Raw genomic sequence first — 14090 nt, 5'->3', positions numbered from 1 at the left:
TCAAAACATGTACTCAGTTATTATCCTGCCTCCAGCACCATCGGCTACTGCAGCTGATGCGCGACTCAGTTCTTTTAGCTTATCTTCATCAAATAAGATCTCAGAAAGTCGTGCTATACATTCCGTCCTGAAGCCGTTATCAACCGGGTTACCTATCAATGCAGCGGCGCCACGGCGACTCAAAGCCTCGCCTATTTCCACCTGATTGTCTGCCAATACCGCCATCAGAGTTGGCACTCCCAAACAGCACCGCTCCCAGGAAGTACTCCCCGCGGCGCCAATCGCCAGATCGCAGTCAACCATGCGCTGAGCCATATCGTTGATATTGACCAACACCTCGGTGGGCCAAGGCATTGTTACAGCCAACTCCTTGACCTGCTTAAGCCACGGTGCCTGTAGCCCCATGATCACGCTGATGCGGCAGTCATCAGGAAGTGGGCAGTTCTTCAGGGCTTCGAGAACCTGACCGGTGGCGTTGGGCTGGTCCACCCCGCCCATCGTGATAAGGATGTTCCTGAGTTGGGGCTGTTGGCGACGCTGCAGGCTGTACTCACGAAGCGCTGCGAACTCCGGACGCAGCAACGCATACTTGGGGCCGGCCAGTACGCTGCAATGCTCAGGCACCAAACCTGCGTAATCGTGCACCTCGCGCCCGAGGTTCTGGTCCAGCAGGAGGTCGCAGACATGTACTCGGTCGGCCAAATCGTCGATCACCAGTAAATGCCGGTAGTGCGGCTTTACGGCGGATTCCCAGCGGAGGTCGAGCGCGTAGTGGTCGAGCACCAGCCAGTCCGGCTGGACGGTGGAAAGAACCTCGGAGGTCTGCCGGGCATCCGTCTGCCAGTCGCATCCCAGCCAGGCCGAATGCGCAGGCAACGGTTCACCTTGCTCGGCACTTGGTTGATAGCCAGAAACACCTGCGGGTAATGCACTCACAGCGAAGCCACGTTGACGAATCACTTCCAACAAGTGGCCCGGATGCTCGCGGCAAATGAAATGGCATTCAGCCCCCCGCCCCCTCAGCGCCTCGGCCAGCGTCAAGCAGCGCATGACATGACCGCTGCCGATCTGCAGAGAGGCATCGGCACGAAATACAACTCTCATCGCACTCATATCAGCCGTTCTGGGCTTGCATGGCTTTGAACATCCACTCGGCCCTCAGCCAGTCTTCGGGCGTGTCGATGTCCTGCACACGATGACGTGGCAGGAGGACAGGAGCCGAGTCGGGGCTGAAGATCATTTTGCCTTGCAGCCAGGCGCTGGCTCGCCCCCAATAGAACTGACCCGCATCGTGATAGGCCTCTTCGAGATCCTGCGAGCGGGTATTGAAATGCTCGGGGTTGAACATTTCGACCCTGTCCTGCTCCGTGATGCGGATGGCACGCTGGATCGGGAAGGGATAGCTAGTTACCGAGAAGGCGTAGTCGCTGCCTGTCTCATCGAGAATCTTCAATCCTCGCTGAATGTCCTCGACGCGGACAAAGGGCGCGGTGGCATACAAGCAGCAGACGTGTTCAACCGCCCGCCCCTGGGCATTGAACCACTCGACGGCATGACGGATCACCGGGATGGTGCCCGTGTGATCGTCCGACAGCTCGGCGGGCCGCATAAAGGGCACGGCTGCGCCGTGCTGGCGCGCGACTTCGGTTATCTCGACGTCATCGGTGGAGACGATGATCTGATCGAAACAGCCGCTCTGCTGAGCGGCTTCGATCGACCAGGCAATCATCGGTTTGCCGCAGAACGACTTGATGTTCTTGCGCGGAATGCGCTTGCTGCCGCCACGCGCGGGAATGACCGCCAGTCTCATGCATCGACCGCCTTGCGCAGAGCGGCAATGACGGTGTCCTGCTGCTCTTCGCTCATGGTCTGGAACATTGGCAGGCTGATCGCCTCACTGTAATAGCTTTCTGCCTGTGGGTAGTCGCCTTGTTTGAATCCCATGCGCTGGTAGTACGGCTGGGTATGCACCGGAATGTAGTGCAGGTTGACCCCGATACCTTGCTCGCGCAGGGATTCGAATACTTGGCGATGACTCTTCTGGAGCTTGTCCAGCTGCAGACGAATCACATACAGGTGCAGCCCGGAGTAACTGTCCGAATGCTGCCAAGGCGTGGTCACGGGCAGCCCGGCCAGCAAATCGTTGTAGCGCTCGGCCAACTGGTGACGACGCGCGACGTACTGGTCCAAGCGCTCCATCTGGCTGACGCCCAATGCCGCTTGCAACTCGGTCATGCGGTAGTTGAAGCCGAGATCGATCTGCTGGTAGTACCAGGGGCCATCTGCCTCGTGGGTCATCAGCGCCGAATCGCGGGTGATGCCGTGGCTGCGCAGCAGGGCCATTTTGTCGGCCAGTTCGGCCTCGTTGGTCAATGCCATGCCGCCTTCGGCAGTGGTGATTATCTTCACCGGATGGAAGCTGAACACGGTGATATCGCTGTAGCGGCAGTTGCCGATGAACTCGCCCTGATACTTGCCGCCGATGGCATGGGAGGCATCCTCGATCACCTTGAAGCCATAGCGCTGGGCCAATGCACGGATGGCCTGCATATCGCAGGGCTGCCCACACAGGTGTACCGGCACCACCACCTTGGGCAAGCGCCCTTCGCGCTCGGCCTGCTCAAGCTTGCGCTCCAGCGCCTGGGGGCAGAGGTTGTAGGTATGCGGGTCGATATCCACGAAATCGACTTCAGCACCGCAATACAGGCCGCAGTTGGCCGAAGCGACGAAGGTGATCGGGGTGGTCCACAAGCGGTCGCCGGGGCCAAGCCCTAATGCCAGACAGGCTATATGCAGCGCCGAGGTGGCGCTGTTGACCGCCAGCGCGTGCTCGGCGCCGACGTGTTTCGCCACATCCCGCTCGAAACGGGGGACCATCGGGCCCTGAGTCAGGAAGTCTGACTGCAGTACACCGACGACGGCATCGATGTCCGCTTGGGTAATCTCCTGGCGACCGTAGGGGATCATGATTCAGATGCTCCCGATCTTTTCGCGATTCTTGTCGATCCAGGCCTGCAGTTCTTCGTCGCTCATCCACTCGGTATTGTTATCGCTGGAGTAGACGAAGCCTTCGGGAACTTTCTTGCCGTCCTTGATGCGCTTTTCGCAAGACGACCAGTTGTTGATGACCGGCAGGATCTTGTAGTGCTCGGGATAGTCGTAGGTGTAATACGAGTCTTCAGCGCTGATCATTTGCTCGTGCAGCTTCTCGCCGGGGCGAATGCCAATGATTTTCTGCTTGGCCTCGGGGGCGACCACACGAGCCAAGTCCGTCACCTTCATGGACGGGATTTTCTTCACGTAGATCTCGCCGCCTTCCATGTCTTCGAAGGCATGCCAGACCAGTTCGACCCCCTCTTCGAGGGAAATCATGAAGCGAGTCATGCGCTCGTCGGTGATCGGCAAAGTGCCCTTGTCCTTGATCGACATGAAGAACGGAATCACCGAACCACGCGAGCCCATTACATTGCCGTAGCGCACCACAGCGAAGCGGGTGTCATGCCCACCGGCATAAGAGTTGCCAGATACGAACAGCTTGTCGGAAGCCAGCTTGGTCGCGCCATACAGGTTGATTGGGCTGCTAGCTTTGTCGGTGGACAGCGCGACCACACGCTTGACGCCTTTGTCGATACACGCATCGATCAGGTTCATGGCGCCGTTGATGTTGGTCTTGACGCACTCGAACGGGTTGTACTCGGCAGTCGGGACGATCTTGGTAGCTGCGGCATGCACGACGTAGTCGACGCCATCCAGTGCACGGTACAGGCGGTCTTTGTCACGCACGTCACCGATGAAGAAGCGTACGCGGGGGTCACCTTCGAACTTCTTCGCCATGTCCCACTGTTTCATCTCGTCACGGGAGTAGATGATCACTCTTCTGGGGTTGTATTTGGCCAGAATCATCGGCACGAAGGTATTACCGAAAGAGCCGGTGCCGCCAGTGATGAGAATGGATGCGTTATCGAACATGCAACAGTACCTTTGATTGAAACCTGGAAAGTTTCAGGGTTTTAGTAAGCGATATGGCTCGAAATGAAGCCTGACATAGGTTTGCAACTTCCAGAGCAATATCAGGAAAAGAGCTGTAGGGGGAGCAAGCTGAACTGCCATGATTAAATTCAGGGGCGTGCTTTTTTATGTCTGTTTGACACAACGTTGCCTGCTAAGGGCACAAAAATAACGAGAGCAACTTGGTTTCAGGAAAAGCGGAAGATGCGCTCAACGGAACTGACCTGCTCGGCAACCAACGCAGGGTTAGCCCTAGCCTCAATATTCAAACGTAACAATGGCTCGGTATTTGACGAGCGCAGGCTCATCCGCCAGTCCGCAAACTCCAGGCTGATGCCATCGGTAGTATCCAGCTTCGGGCTCTGCTCGGCATAGTGGTCCAGCACCGCCTGAATCACCGCCTTGGCGTCTTCGACCTTGTAGTTGATCTCACCGCTGCAGGGGTAGGCGGCCATACGTTCGTCGAGCAATTGCGCAAGCGATTTGCCCTGGACGCTGATCAACTCGGCCACCAACAGCCAAGGGATCATGCCGCTGTCGCAGTAGGCGAAGTCGCGGAAGTAGTGGTGGGCGCTCATTTCGCCGCCGTAGATGGCGTTTTCCTTGCGCATGCGCTCCTTGATGAAGGCGTGGCCGGTCTTGCTCTGGATGGCTTGGCCCCCTGCCCGCTCCACGATGTCGATGGTGTTCCAGGTCAGGCGCGGGTCGTGGATGATCTTGGCGCCCGGCTCCTTGTTGAGGAAGGCTTCGGCGAGCAGGCCGACGATGTAGTAGCCCTCGATGAAGCGACCGTTTTCGTCGAACAGGAAGCAGCGGTCGAAGTCGCCGTCCCAGGCGATGCCCATGTCGGCGTTATGCGCCTTGACCGCATCGGCGGTGGCGGCGCGGTTCTCTGGCAGCAGCGGGTTGGGAATGCCGTTGGGGAAGTTGCCGTCCGGCTGGTGATGCACCTTGATGAGTTCGACCGGAGCACCCATGGCCTGGAAGCGTTGCTCCAGGGCGTCGATGACGTGGCCAGCGGCGCCGTTACCGGCGTTGACCACCAGCTTCAACGGCTTGAGCTGGGCGGCATTGAGATAGCCGAGCAGGTGCTCGATGTAGGCGTCGAGGCAGCTCTGGCGGGTGAGCTGGCCGCGTTGGGCGACTGCTGGGAAGTCGTTGGCTTCGGCCAGGCCCTGGATGTCCTTGAGGCCGGTGTCGCCACTGATCGGCTGGGCGCCACGGCGTACCAGCTTCATGCCGTTGAAGTCGATCGGGTTGTGGCTGGCGGTGACCTCGATGCCACCGTCGACATCAAGGTGAAAGGCAGCGAAGTAGACCTCTTCGGTACCGGTCATGCCTAGATCGATAACGTCGCAGCCGGCGTCCATCAGACCATTGGCCAGGGCCTGCTTGAGCGGCTCGCTGGACAGGCGCATGTCGCCGCCGATCACCACCTTCCTGGCATCGAGGAACTGCGCGTAGGCGCGACCGATGCGGTAGGCGATGTCTTCATTGAGTTCTGCGCCGAGTTGGCCGCGGATGTCATAGGCCTTAAAGCAAGTAAGCTGAGTCATTCGGTAATTCGACCTTCACCATTTCAGGAGCCTATGCTCCGGTGCATTTCAGTCACCCTTGCCGGGTGTTCGTTGTAGCTTGAGCGGGGAAGCCCTCGGGGGCTCTCGTTGACCCAGCCCGACGCTGCGTGCCCGCTGGTATCTTGGCAGTCGGCTAAGCTGCCGATTGCGCGCTCATTGCGTGGCGATTAATGGTTTCCGCCAGCTGTATTGCGTTTTTCGCGGCTGAAGCCGCTCCTACAAGTTTAAAAGCGCTGCCAGCCTCCAGTGGTGCAGCAGCTGGATCAGACACGCTACCGCCCCAGGATTTACCGTTGGTTTCCTGAGAACGTCATTGCTTGAATTGTCCTGGCCTGGCCAGGGTGAAACCTTGACCCCGGCCAATGCCGAGGTGCATTCAATCTATCTTTTTGATGCTTGCCAGCGGCACGCTGATGCGTTGCTGGCGGCTGAGCAGGTTGAGCAGCAGGACCACCCGCTGCTCGCCATCCATCGCCGTGAATATCGCGTCGAGCTCGGCGAAGCTGCCTGTGGTGATACGCACCCTATCGCCGGCCTGGAACAGTTGCTCGATGCCCGCTGCGGCGCGTTGTCGTAGCTGCTTGATCAAACGGTCGTCCACGGGCAGCGGCATGCCGCCAAAGCCGATCACGCGACTGACGCCACGGGTCGAGCGCAACGGCGCCCAGTTGCCATCGGCAGCCAGTTGAATAAACAGGTAACCGGGGAACAGCGATTCGGCGATGGTTTGTCGCCGGCCACGCAGTATCCGTTCGCGGCTGTGCTGCGGACGGTAGCAGGCGTAGCCCTGGCGCAGCAGGTTGTCTTCCGCGCGCTCATCCTGACGGGGCTTGCACTGCACGAGGTACCAGGCCGAGGCCTGCTCTTCACGGCAGCGAATCTGTGTCGCACTTGCATTCATAGGCTAAACAACTGTATCGGTGGCGCTTGCCGGGCCGACCCTGTACTCCTGTTGGCCGCCGGTTTGACGCTACCGGCCGCATCGAATGGTCCATTGCCTCATGCCAATGGATCGGACGCTCCAAATGAGCGCGAAGCCACCTCTTCATTAAGCCGCCAGCTCCCCTCCGACCGCCAGGCGAGTTACTGGTCGGCGCCAGAAGGGATGACCACCTCCACGCTCCGTTTGGCCTGCCGGTAGCGGGCCTGGATGCGCTCGGCTAGCTCGCTCTTGGCCCTGGCTTCACCGTGAACGATGCGCACCTGGCTGGGCCAATCACGCATTCGGGTCACGAAACCGAGCAGCCCCTTCTGGTCGGCGTGGGCGGAATAGCCGCCTATGGTATGAATTTTGGCGCCAATCTCATAGCGCTTCCCGTCCAGATCCACATAACCGCCCCGCGCGCCATGGGTCTGGATGGCGCGCCCGGGCGTTCCCCTGGCCTGGTAACCGACGAACAGCAGGTTGTGCCGCGGGTCATGCAGCATGGCCTTGAGGTAATTGGCTATTCGACCACCGCCACACATTCCGTTCGCCGCAATGACGATGGCCGGACGAACGGTTTGAGCCAGGTGACGCACCATGGCCTCGTGCTCCCGGTGACTGTCGACCGTGATCAGCTGCGCGAAGCCCAGCGGGTTGCGGCCCTGCTTGACGCGTTGCAGCGCCTCCTGGCCCCAGAAGGGTTGCAGATCGCGGTAGGCCTGGGTAAAGCGGCTGGCCAGGGGCGAGTCGAGAATGATCGGCAGTTGGGGCCAGTCGACGCTGGACCCGCCGGCCTTGGCACTCGCGGGCTCGTCCACGGCCACGCCCTGCCCGGCTCTGCCCAGCTTGAGTTTGCGGTGGATGATGTCTTCCAGCTCGTAGATCAGCTCCTGGGTGCGGCCGATGCTGAACGCGGGGATCAGCAGCGTGCCCTGGTCGGCCAGCGCCTGCTCGATGACATCCTCCAGACGCTGACGTCGACTGCGGCGATCCTCATGCAGGCGGTCGCCGTAGGTGCTCTCGATCACCAGGATATCGGCGCGGTAGGGCGGCCTTGGCGCCGGCAGCAGCGGTGCATGGGGCGCGCCCAGGTCGCCGGAGAAGACGATGCGACGCTTCGCCCCGGACTGGCGGTAATGCAGGTCGATCTCGACATAGGCCGAACCGAGGATATGCCCGGCTCGCTGCAGGCGGATCCGGCAACTGAGGCTCTGGCTATCCTGCAAGGTGAACCAGGTCTGGTAGGGCAAAGCAATGATGCGCTGTTCGACCAACCTGACGTAGCGCTCGACCTGTCGCTGATCACGACTGACGCCGAGCTTGAAGGCGTCCTCCAGGACGATCGGCAGGAGCCTGGCGGAAGGCTCGCTACACAGGATGGGGCCCTTGAAGCCCGCGGCCAGCAGATAGGGAATACGCCCAACGTGGTCGATATGCACATGGGTGGCGACCAGCGCCTTGATCGTCTCCAGGGGAAACTCGATCGCCAGGCGATCGGCCCCCGCCTTGCCATCGGCAGAGGTTTCCGCCCCCTGAAACAGGCCGCAGTCGATCAGCACGCTGTGCTGTTCATCCATCAGCAACTGGTGGCAGGAGCCGGTCACGCCGTCTTTGGCGCCGTGATGGCGAATAACCGGGTAATCCATGACGTCGATCTCTGTTAATCCATTAACGATGGCTGGCCAGTAGTAACTCGCCAGGGCGGTCCGTTGCTTGTATCTGCAGAGCCACTGCCCATGACGCCTAACGAGCGGCGGCTATGCCCTCGCCGTCACGAATGCATAGAAGGCTCAGGGCCGCTTGATGCAGGTTGCTTGCGCACCTGCACCCTATAGCAATACTCGTCGGGGCGCCCTACCACCAAAGCATTAGCCGTAGCGCTAAGCGTTCAGTTAATAGGCCGAGTTAGCCGTCTTGGGGATGCGACGCGCCATATTGCGCAACAGCGCGATAAACACCCCCAACATGCCGCCAAGCACCAGGCCCAATGCGAGGATCAAGGCCCTCTTGGGTTTGATCGGTTTCAGCGGGTCGACCGCCACCTGATCGACGCTCACCAATTTAAGGCCGGCCACTTCGAATTGCAGATTACGCAAACGGGCGGCCTCTTCGCGCCAGGTCGCCAGATCCTTGAGGAACAGGTCCTCATTTTCTCGCTTGTTGAGCACTTCAACCTGGCGGTTCTGCGCCAGCAACTGCAGCTCCTTGGCGATTTCCGCGATACGCGGTTCGGTAAAATCGTCGGAACGACGCTGCAACAGCGCATTGCGCTCGGCCTCCAAGGCCTCGCTGCCCATGAAATACAGCGGAATCTGCTGATTATTGACTTCGGTGCGGATCACACTGCCCTGGCTCGCTCGCTCGCCCTCACCCAGCGCCGACGGCGTCGTCGGCTTGCCGATACCCAACGACTTGGCGATACGAATCGCTTCATCCAGCTGGGCAACACGGTTATCGCGTCGGGTCCTGAGCTGCTGGCGCAAAGCTTTGAGTTCATCCTGCAGCTTTGCTCGCTTGAGGCTATCGGCCTCCAGCAGCGCGGCAATCTTGGCTTCCTTGCTGGCATCGTAGCTAGCGCGGGCCGCAGCAATCTGCAAATCGAGGTGATGCAGGCGATTCTTGACCAGCGTGGCCAGGTCGGCCGCAATCCGCTCCCGCTCGGAAGCCAGGGCGAATTCAACCAGACCGTTGACCAAGGCTACGCCATTGATATCCGCAGGATAGGTCAACTGGATGCCGACGAAGGCGCTGAGGTTATCGGTCTTCTTCGGGTCAGGCTGGAGCATCTTGAATGCGTCCCGGTTGAAGCTCTCGAAGGTCTGCTCGAGGCTCCGACCCGGTTCGCGCAAGGCCTCGAACAGCCCCTGGTTGGCGCGAAAGAACTCTAGGCGGCGCTCATAGGAATCCAATGCGGCACCGACACGCTGCATGGCTTGGGCTGGAGTGAGTTTATACACACCGGTGCGATTCAGGCCATCCAGATCCTTGATCAGCGCCGGGCGCAATACGCTTTGAACCTGGTACTCGGGGGTGACGATGAAGGCATAGGCCGCAGCCAAGACACCGGTCAATAGAGTGACCAGGCCAATCAGCAGCCTCTGCCTCCAAAGCGACTGGACCAGCGCAATCAGGTCGATTTCATCGCTGGGGGCTGGATGCGCTACTGGAGAGATTGCGTTCACGACTAAGATCCATCTTCAAGAGAAATACGGGGCCGCTCAAGCCTGGGCAGCGGTCCTTGGTGCCGCGCGACTGCCCTCATCAACTTGTCTGCGCCTTCTCCAAAACCCCGGAATAGAGCGAGTCCAGCTGGTTACGAGGCTGTCGGCTGGCGGCATTCTGCCAGCAACCAGAAACAATGCAAGTCTTGACAGGATCCCAAACCAGGCGGGCCGACCAGTGGAATAGTTGTGAGCCTGATCACAACCCCGACAAAAGGCCGATCCAGTGGCCGAGGCCTATTGCGTGGACGAAACTTTCCCGCCCCTCGTTCTCATCAGATTGCGCACCAAAGCCAGAAACACACCGAGCATCAACCCGGCGATGCCGCCCAACCCGATGACCAGCACCTTCTTCGGGTTGACTGGTGCCAGCGGTTCGAGCGCGACACGATCGATCCGCACCAACTGCAGATCCTCGCTGTCGAACCTGATCCCCTTTAGCTGCGCCGCCTCCTGGCGCCACTGCGCAAGATCCTTGAGGTACAGGTCTTCATCCTTGCGCCGCTCGAGAATCTCCACCTGACGGTTGTTCCCGAGCAATGCCAGCTCCTTCTCTATTTCGGCAATCCGCGGTTCACTGAAGTCATCCGACTCCCGCTCGCGCAAGGCTTGCCGCTCGGCGCTCAGCGCCTGGACACCCATGAAATACAGGGGAATTTCACGACTGTTGACCTCGGTGCGGTAAACCTGGCCCTGGCCTCGAGCGTCGGCCATGGCCGAAGGTGTGGTGGGTTTGTTGATGCCCAGCGACTCGGCAATCTGGGTGGCCTCATCGAGCTGCTTGATACGATTCTCTCGCCGCGTCTGCAGTTCAACACGCAGGGCCTGCAGTTCATCGCGCAGTTGCGCCTTGCGCAACGCATCCTCTTCCAGCAGCGCCGCGATCTGTGCCTGCTTGCTCGCCTCATAACTCGCTCGCGCCGCCTCGATGTTGTTATCCAAGGCCGCCAGGCGATTGGCTATCAGCACCTGCAGGTCCGCCGCTACGCGCTGGCGTTCGGCCTGGATCACCGCAGAAACCAGACCGTTGACCACCGCCACGCCATCGACCCCTTCGGGGTAGGTGAGGGAGAGTCCGACATAACCGCTGAGGTTATTGGTTTTCTTCGGATCGGGCTGCAGCATGCTGAACGCCGAGCGGTTGAACTCCTCGAACGCCTGCTCCAGCGTTCGCCCCGAGTCGGGCAAGCCGGCGAACAGCGCCTGGTGATCGCGGAAGAACTGCAAGCGCGCCTCATAGGATGACAGGCCGACCGCGACCCGACCCAAGGCTTCATCAGGGCTCAGCTGGTAGATGCCGGTGCCATTCAACTCGTCGAGCCTGCCCTGCTCCACGGGGCGCAGCACACTCTGCACCTCGTAGCTCGGCGTGGCGAAAAAGGCGTAGGCCGCCGCCGCCAGGGTTACCAGCCCTGCAACGACAAGAATCAGGTACTTCTGCCGGAACAGCGACTGAATCAGCTCGACGAGATCGATTTCGTCATCGCGCAAAGGCTGCGGTGATAGGTCTTGCATATTCAAACGAACTCCAACAGATACCAGTTATGCCACCATCCCTGGATACCTCGCCGCCAGGCGCTGCATCATCCTTCTGCGCGTATGAGCCACCTATGGCAATAGTTTCCCAGAAACGTTCCACGACAACCGTGACCTGCCGCGAGCAATGCCGAAACGCTTTGGCTATCGACGCCCTTCCCCTTTGCAGAGCCGTGGCAGTGCCGTGAAGGACAGGAGCAACAGAATGGATTTCGCGCCAGCATGACTGAGCAGCGCCTGATCACTTGCCCCCCAATAGCAGTGGTGTCGAGCACAAGGCTCACACTGGCCAACCACACAGCAATTGCCGGGCCCCGACGGGAAGCTCATACAGGTTCAAGAAATGAGCAGACGGCGGACCAAGTGCCCGCCAGCCAACGAGAGCAGCCGACAGAATTCCCTGCCATTGATGCTCGGGAGTGCGCAGACGGCACTAGCTAGCAGCCGGTCAGCAGAAAAGACTCGCCTCGCATCGACGCGTCCTATTCGTCTTCGTTTACCCGATCACGCAGCTCTTTGCCCGGCTTGAAGTGCGGGACGAACTTGCCATCCAGGCGCACCGACTGGCCGGTCTTGGGATTGCGGCCCACGCGCGGGGCGCGATAGTGCAGGGAGAAGCTGCCGAAGCCACGGATCTCGATGCGGTCACCAGTCGCCAGTGCCTGGGACATCTGTTCCAGCATGGTTTTGATGGCCAGCTCGACATCCCGGGATGAAAGCTGTCCCTGATGGGTGACAATTCTCTCGATCAACTCCGACTTGGTCATGGTTTTCCCTTCGTTTTCAAGCGGCTAGATCACTTGACCTGTTTTGTTTGTAGCATGTTGCGGCGCGATTGAATAGCCCGAAAAACAAGGTGTTAGAAAAAGCCCCGGCCACTCGCCAGACACGGCAAAGCAATAGAACGAGCCGATAGACGCTCCTCGGCCTCCGCCCGGAACAGCTGCGCGAGCCCGCTCGACCACCTTCTATACCGCATTTCGAGCGCAGATCGACACCAGCAGGCCGGCTTCGCTGCCGCCCCACGCCAGACACCTGCCGGACTGAGCCCGGCGATCGCCAAGACCAAATCGCAGGCACAAAAAAGGGCGACCGAAGTCGCCCTTTTCAGGATTGGCTGGGGATTAGCCCTGCTTCTCCATTTGTGCACGGAGCAGATCACCAATGGTGGTCGGACCGGTCACTTCTACTTCCTGCTTACGCATTTCCTTGATCGCTTCCTTCTCGTCTTCAACGTCTTTCGACTTGATCGAGAGGCTGATCACGCGGCTCTTGCGGTCGACGCTGATGATCTTGGCTTCGACTTCTTCGCCTTCCTTCAGCACGTTGCGCGCGTCTTCAACGCGGTCACGGCTGATTTCGGAGGCTTTCAGCGTCGCTTCGATATCGTTGCCCAGGTCGATGATAGCGCCCTTGGCGTCCACTTCCTTCACGGTGCCACGAACGATGGTGCCCTTGTCGTTGACGGCAACGTAGTTGGAGAACGGATCGTCTTCCAGCTGCTTGATGCCCAGGGAGATGCGCTCGCGCTCCGGATCAACGGAGAGGATAACGGTCTCCAGCTCGTCGCCCTTCTTGAAGCGGCGAACGGCATCTTCACCGGCTTCGTTCCAGGAGATGTCGGACAGGTGAACCAGGCCGTCGATGCCGCCATCCAGACCAATGAAGATACCGAAATCGGTGATCGACTTGATGGTGCCGGAGATCTTGTCGCCCTTGTTGAACTGGCCGGAGAAGTCTTCCCACGGGTTGGTCTTGCACTGCTTGATACCCAGGGAGATACGACGACGCTCTTCGTCGATATCCAGAACCTGAACTTCCACTTCGTCGCCGACCTGAACGACCTTGGACGGGTGGATGTTCTTGTTGGTCCAATCCATTTCGGATACGTGCACCAGGCCTTCCACGCCTTCTTCCAGCTCTGCGAAGCAGCCGTAGTCGGTCAGGTTGGTGACGCGCGCCATGACACGGGTGCCTTCCGGGTAACGGGCCTTGATGGCAACCCATGGATCTTCGCCCAGCTGCTTCAGGCCGAGCGATACGCGGTTACGCTCGCGATCGTACTTGAGGACCTTGACGTCGATCTCGTCGCCAACGTTGACGATCTCGGACGGGTGCTTGATGCGCTTCCAGGCCATGTCGGTGATGTGCAGCAGGCCGTCGACGCCACCCAGATCCACGAACGCGCCGTAGTCGGTGAGGTTCTTGACGATACCCTTGACCTGCTGGCCTTCCTGCAGGGATTCCAGCAGAGCTTCGCGCTCGGCGCTGTTCTCGGCTTCCAGCACGCTGCGGCGGGAAACGACAACGTTGTTGCGCTTCTGGTCCAGCTTGATGACCTTGAATTCGAGTTCTTTGCCTTCCAGGTGGGTGGTATCACGCACCGGACGGACATCGACCAAGGAACCCGGAAGGAACGCACGGATGCCGTTAACGTCGACAGTGAAGCCGCCCTTAACCTTACCGTTGATAACGCCCTTGACCACTTCCTCGGCAGCGAAAGCTGCTTCCAGAACAATCCAGCACTCAGCGCGCTTGGCTTTCTCGCGGGACAGCTTGGTTTCACCGAAGCCATCTTCAACCGCGTCCAGCGCGACATGGACTTCGTCACCGACCTTGATGGTCAGCTCGCCAGCATCGTTGTAGAACTGCTCGAGCGGGATGACGCCCTCGGACTTCAGGCCGGCATGCACGGTAACCCAGTCACCGTCGATGTCGACCACGATGCCGGTGATGATGGCACCCGGCTGCATGTCGAGGGATTTCAGGCTTTCTTCAAAAAGTTCTGCAAAGCTTTCGCTCATGTTGATTCCTGTTGATTCA

The 14090-nt window shown here is 59.7% G+C and carries 11 protein-coding genes; all 11 read right to left on the bottom strand.

Going from position 1 to position 14090, the window contains the following annotated elements:
• Positions 1–1113 carry a UDP-2,4-diacetamido-2,4,6-trideoxy-beta-L-altropyranose hydrolase gene (gene pseG, locus AB5S05_RS08805; protein WP_369287124.1) on the bottom strand — a complete coding sequence of 371 codons (1113 nt, stop codon included), beginning with the start codon at positions 1111–1113 and terminating at the stop codon, positions 1–3.
• Position 1114: 1 nt separating this feature from the next.
• Positions 1115–1810, bottom strand: coding sequence for a pseudaminic acid cytidylyltransferase (gene pseF, locus AB5S05_RS08800; RefSeq protein WP_369287123.1), 696 nt, complete (start codon positions 1808–1810; stop codon positions 1115–1117).
• A complete protein-coding gene (gene pseC, locus AB5S05_RS08795) occupies positions 1807–2967 on the bottom strand; it encodes a UDP-4-amino-4,6-dideoxy-N-acetyl-beta-L-altrosamine transaminase (protein ID WP_369287122.1) in 1161 nt (386 codons plus the stop codon). The genes pseF and pseC overlap by 4 nt, the downstream gene beginning before the upstream one ends.
• A 3-nt stretch (positions 2968–2970) precedes the next feature.
• Positions 2971–3969 carry a UDP-N-acetylglucosamine 4,6-dehydratase (inverting) gene (gene pseB, locus AB5S05_RS08790; RefSeq protein WP_369287121.1) on the bottom strand — a complete coding sequence of 333 codons (999 nt, stop codon included), beginning with the start codon at positions 3967–3969 and terminating at the stop codon, positions 2971–2973.
• 227 nt (positions 3970–4196) lie between these two features.
• Positions 4197–5564 carry a phosphohexomutase domain-containing protein gene (locus AB5S05_RS08785; RefSeq protein ID WP_369287120.1) on the bottom strand — a complete coding sequence of 456 codons (1368 nt, stop codon included), beginning with the start codon at positions 5562–5564 and terminating at the stop codon, positions 4197–4199.
• A 397-nt stretch (positions 5565–5961) separates the two neighbouring features.
• Positions 5962–6486 carry a transcription/translation regulatory transformer protein RfaH gene (gene rfaH, locus AB5S05_RS08780; RefSeq protein WP_369287119.1) on the bottom strand — a complete coding sequence of 175 codons (525 nt, stop codon included), beginning with the start codon at positions 6484–6486 and terminating at the stop codon, positions 5962–5964.
• Positions 6487–6668: 182 nt separating this feature from the next.
• Positions 6669–8156, bottom strand: a complete 1488-nt coding sequence (locus AB5S05_RS08775; RefSeq protein ID WP_369287118.1) for an MBL fold metallo-hydrolase RNA specificity domain-containing protein — start codon at positions 8154–8156, stop codon at positions 6669–6671.
• 246 nt (positions 8157–8402) lie between these two features.
• Complete coding sequence (locus tag AB5S05_RS08770; protein WP_369287117.1) at positions 8403–9692, bottom strand: Wzz/FepE/Etk N-terminal domain-containing protein; 1290 nt, start codon at positions 9690–9692, stop codon at positions 8403–8405.
• 276 nt (positions 9693–9968) lie between these two features.
• The gene (locus tag AB5S05_RS08765) at positions 9969–11246 is read right to left on the bottom strand and encodes a Wzz/FepE/Etk N-terminal domain-containing protein (protein ID WP_369287225.1); all 1278 of its coding nucleotides are present in this window, start codon (positions 11244–11246) and stop codon (positions 9969–9971) included.
• A gap of 503 nt (positions 11247–11749) precedes the next feature.
• Positions 11750–12034, bottom strand: coding sequence for an integration host factor subunit beta (gene ihfB, locus AB5S05_RS08760; RefSeq protein ID WP_090444703.1), 285 nt, complete (start codon positions 12032–12034; stop codon positions 11750–11752).
• 357 nt (positions 12035–12391) lie between these two features.
• On the bottom strand, positions 12392–14071 hold the full coding sequence (gene rpsA / locus AB5S05_RS08755; RefSeq protein ID WP_369287116.1) for a 30S ribosomal protein S1: 1680 nt from the start codon (positions 14069–14071) through the stop codon (positions 12392–12394).
• Positions 14072–14090 lie beyond the last annotated feature (19 nt).

Origin of the sequence: Pseudomonas zhanjiangensis, assembly GCF_041027545.1 — a bacterium.
GTDB classification, from domain to species: Bacteria; Pseudomonadota; Gammaproteobacteria; order Pseudomonadales; family Pseudomonadaceae; genus Aquipseudomonas; species Aquipseudomonas zhanjiangensis.
The sequence above is the reverse complement of the archived record's forward strand: the minus strand, read 5'-3'. Positions and strand labels throughout refer to the sequence as shown.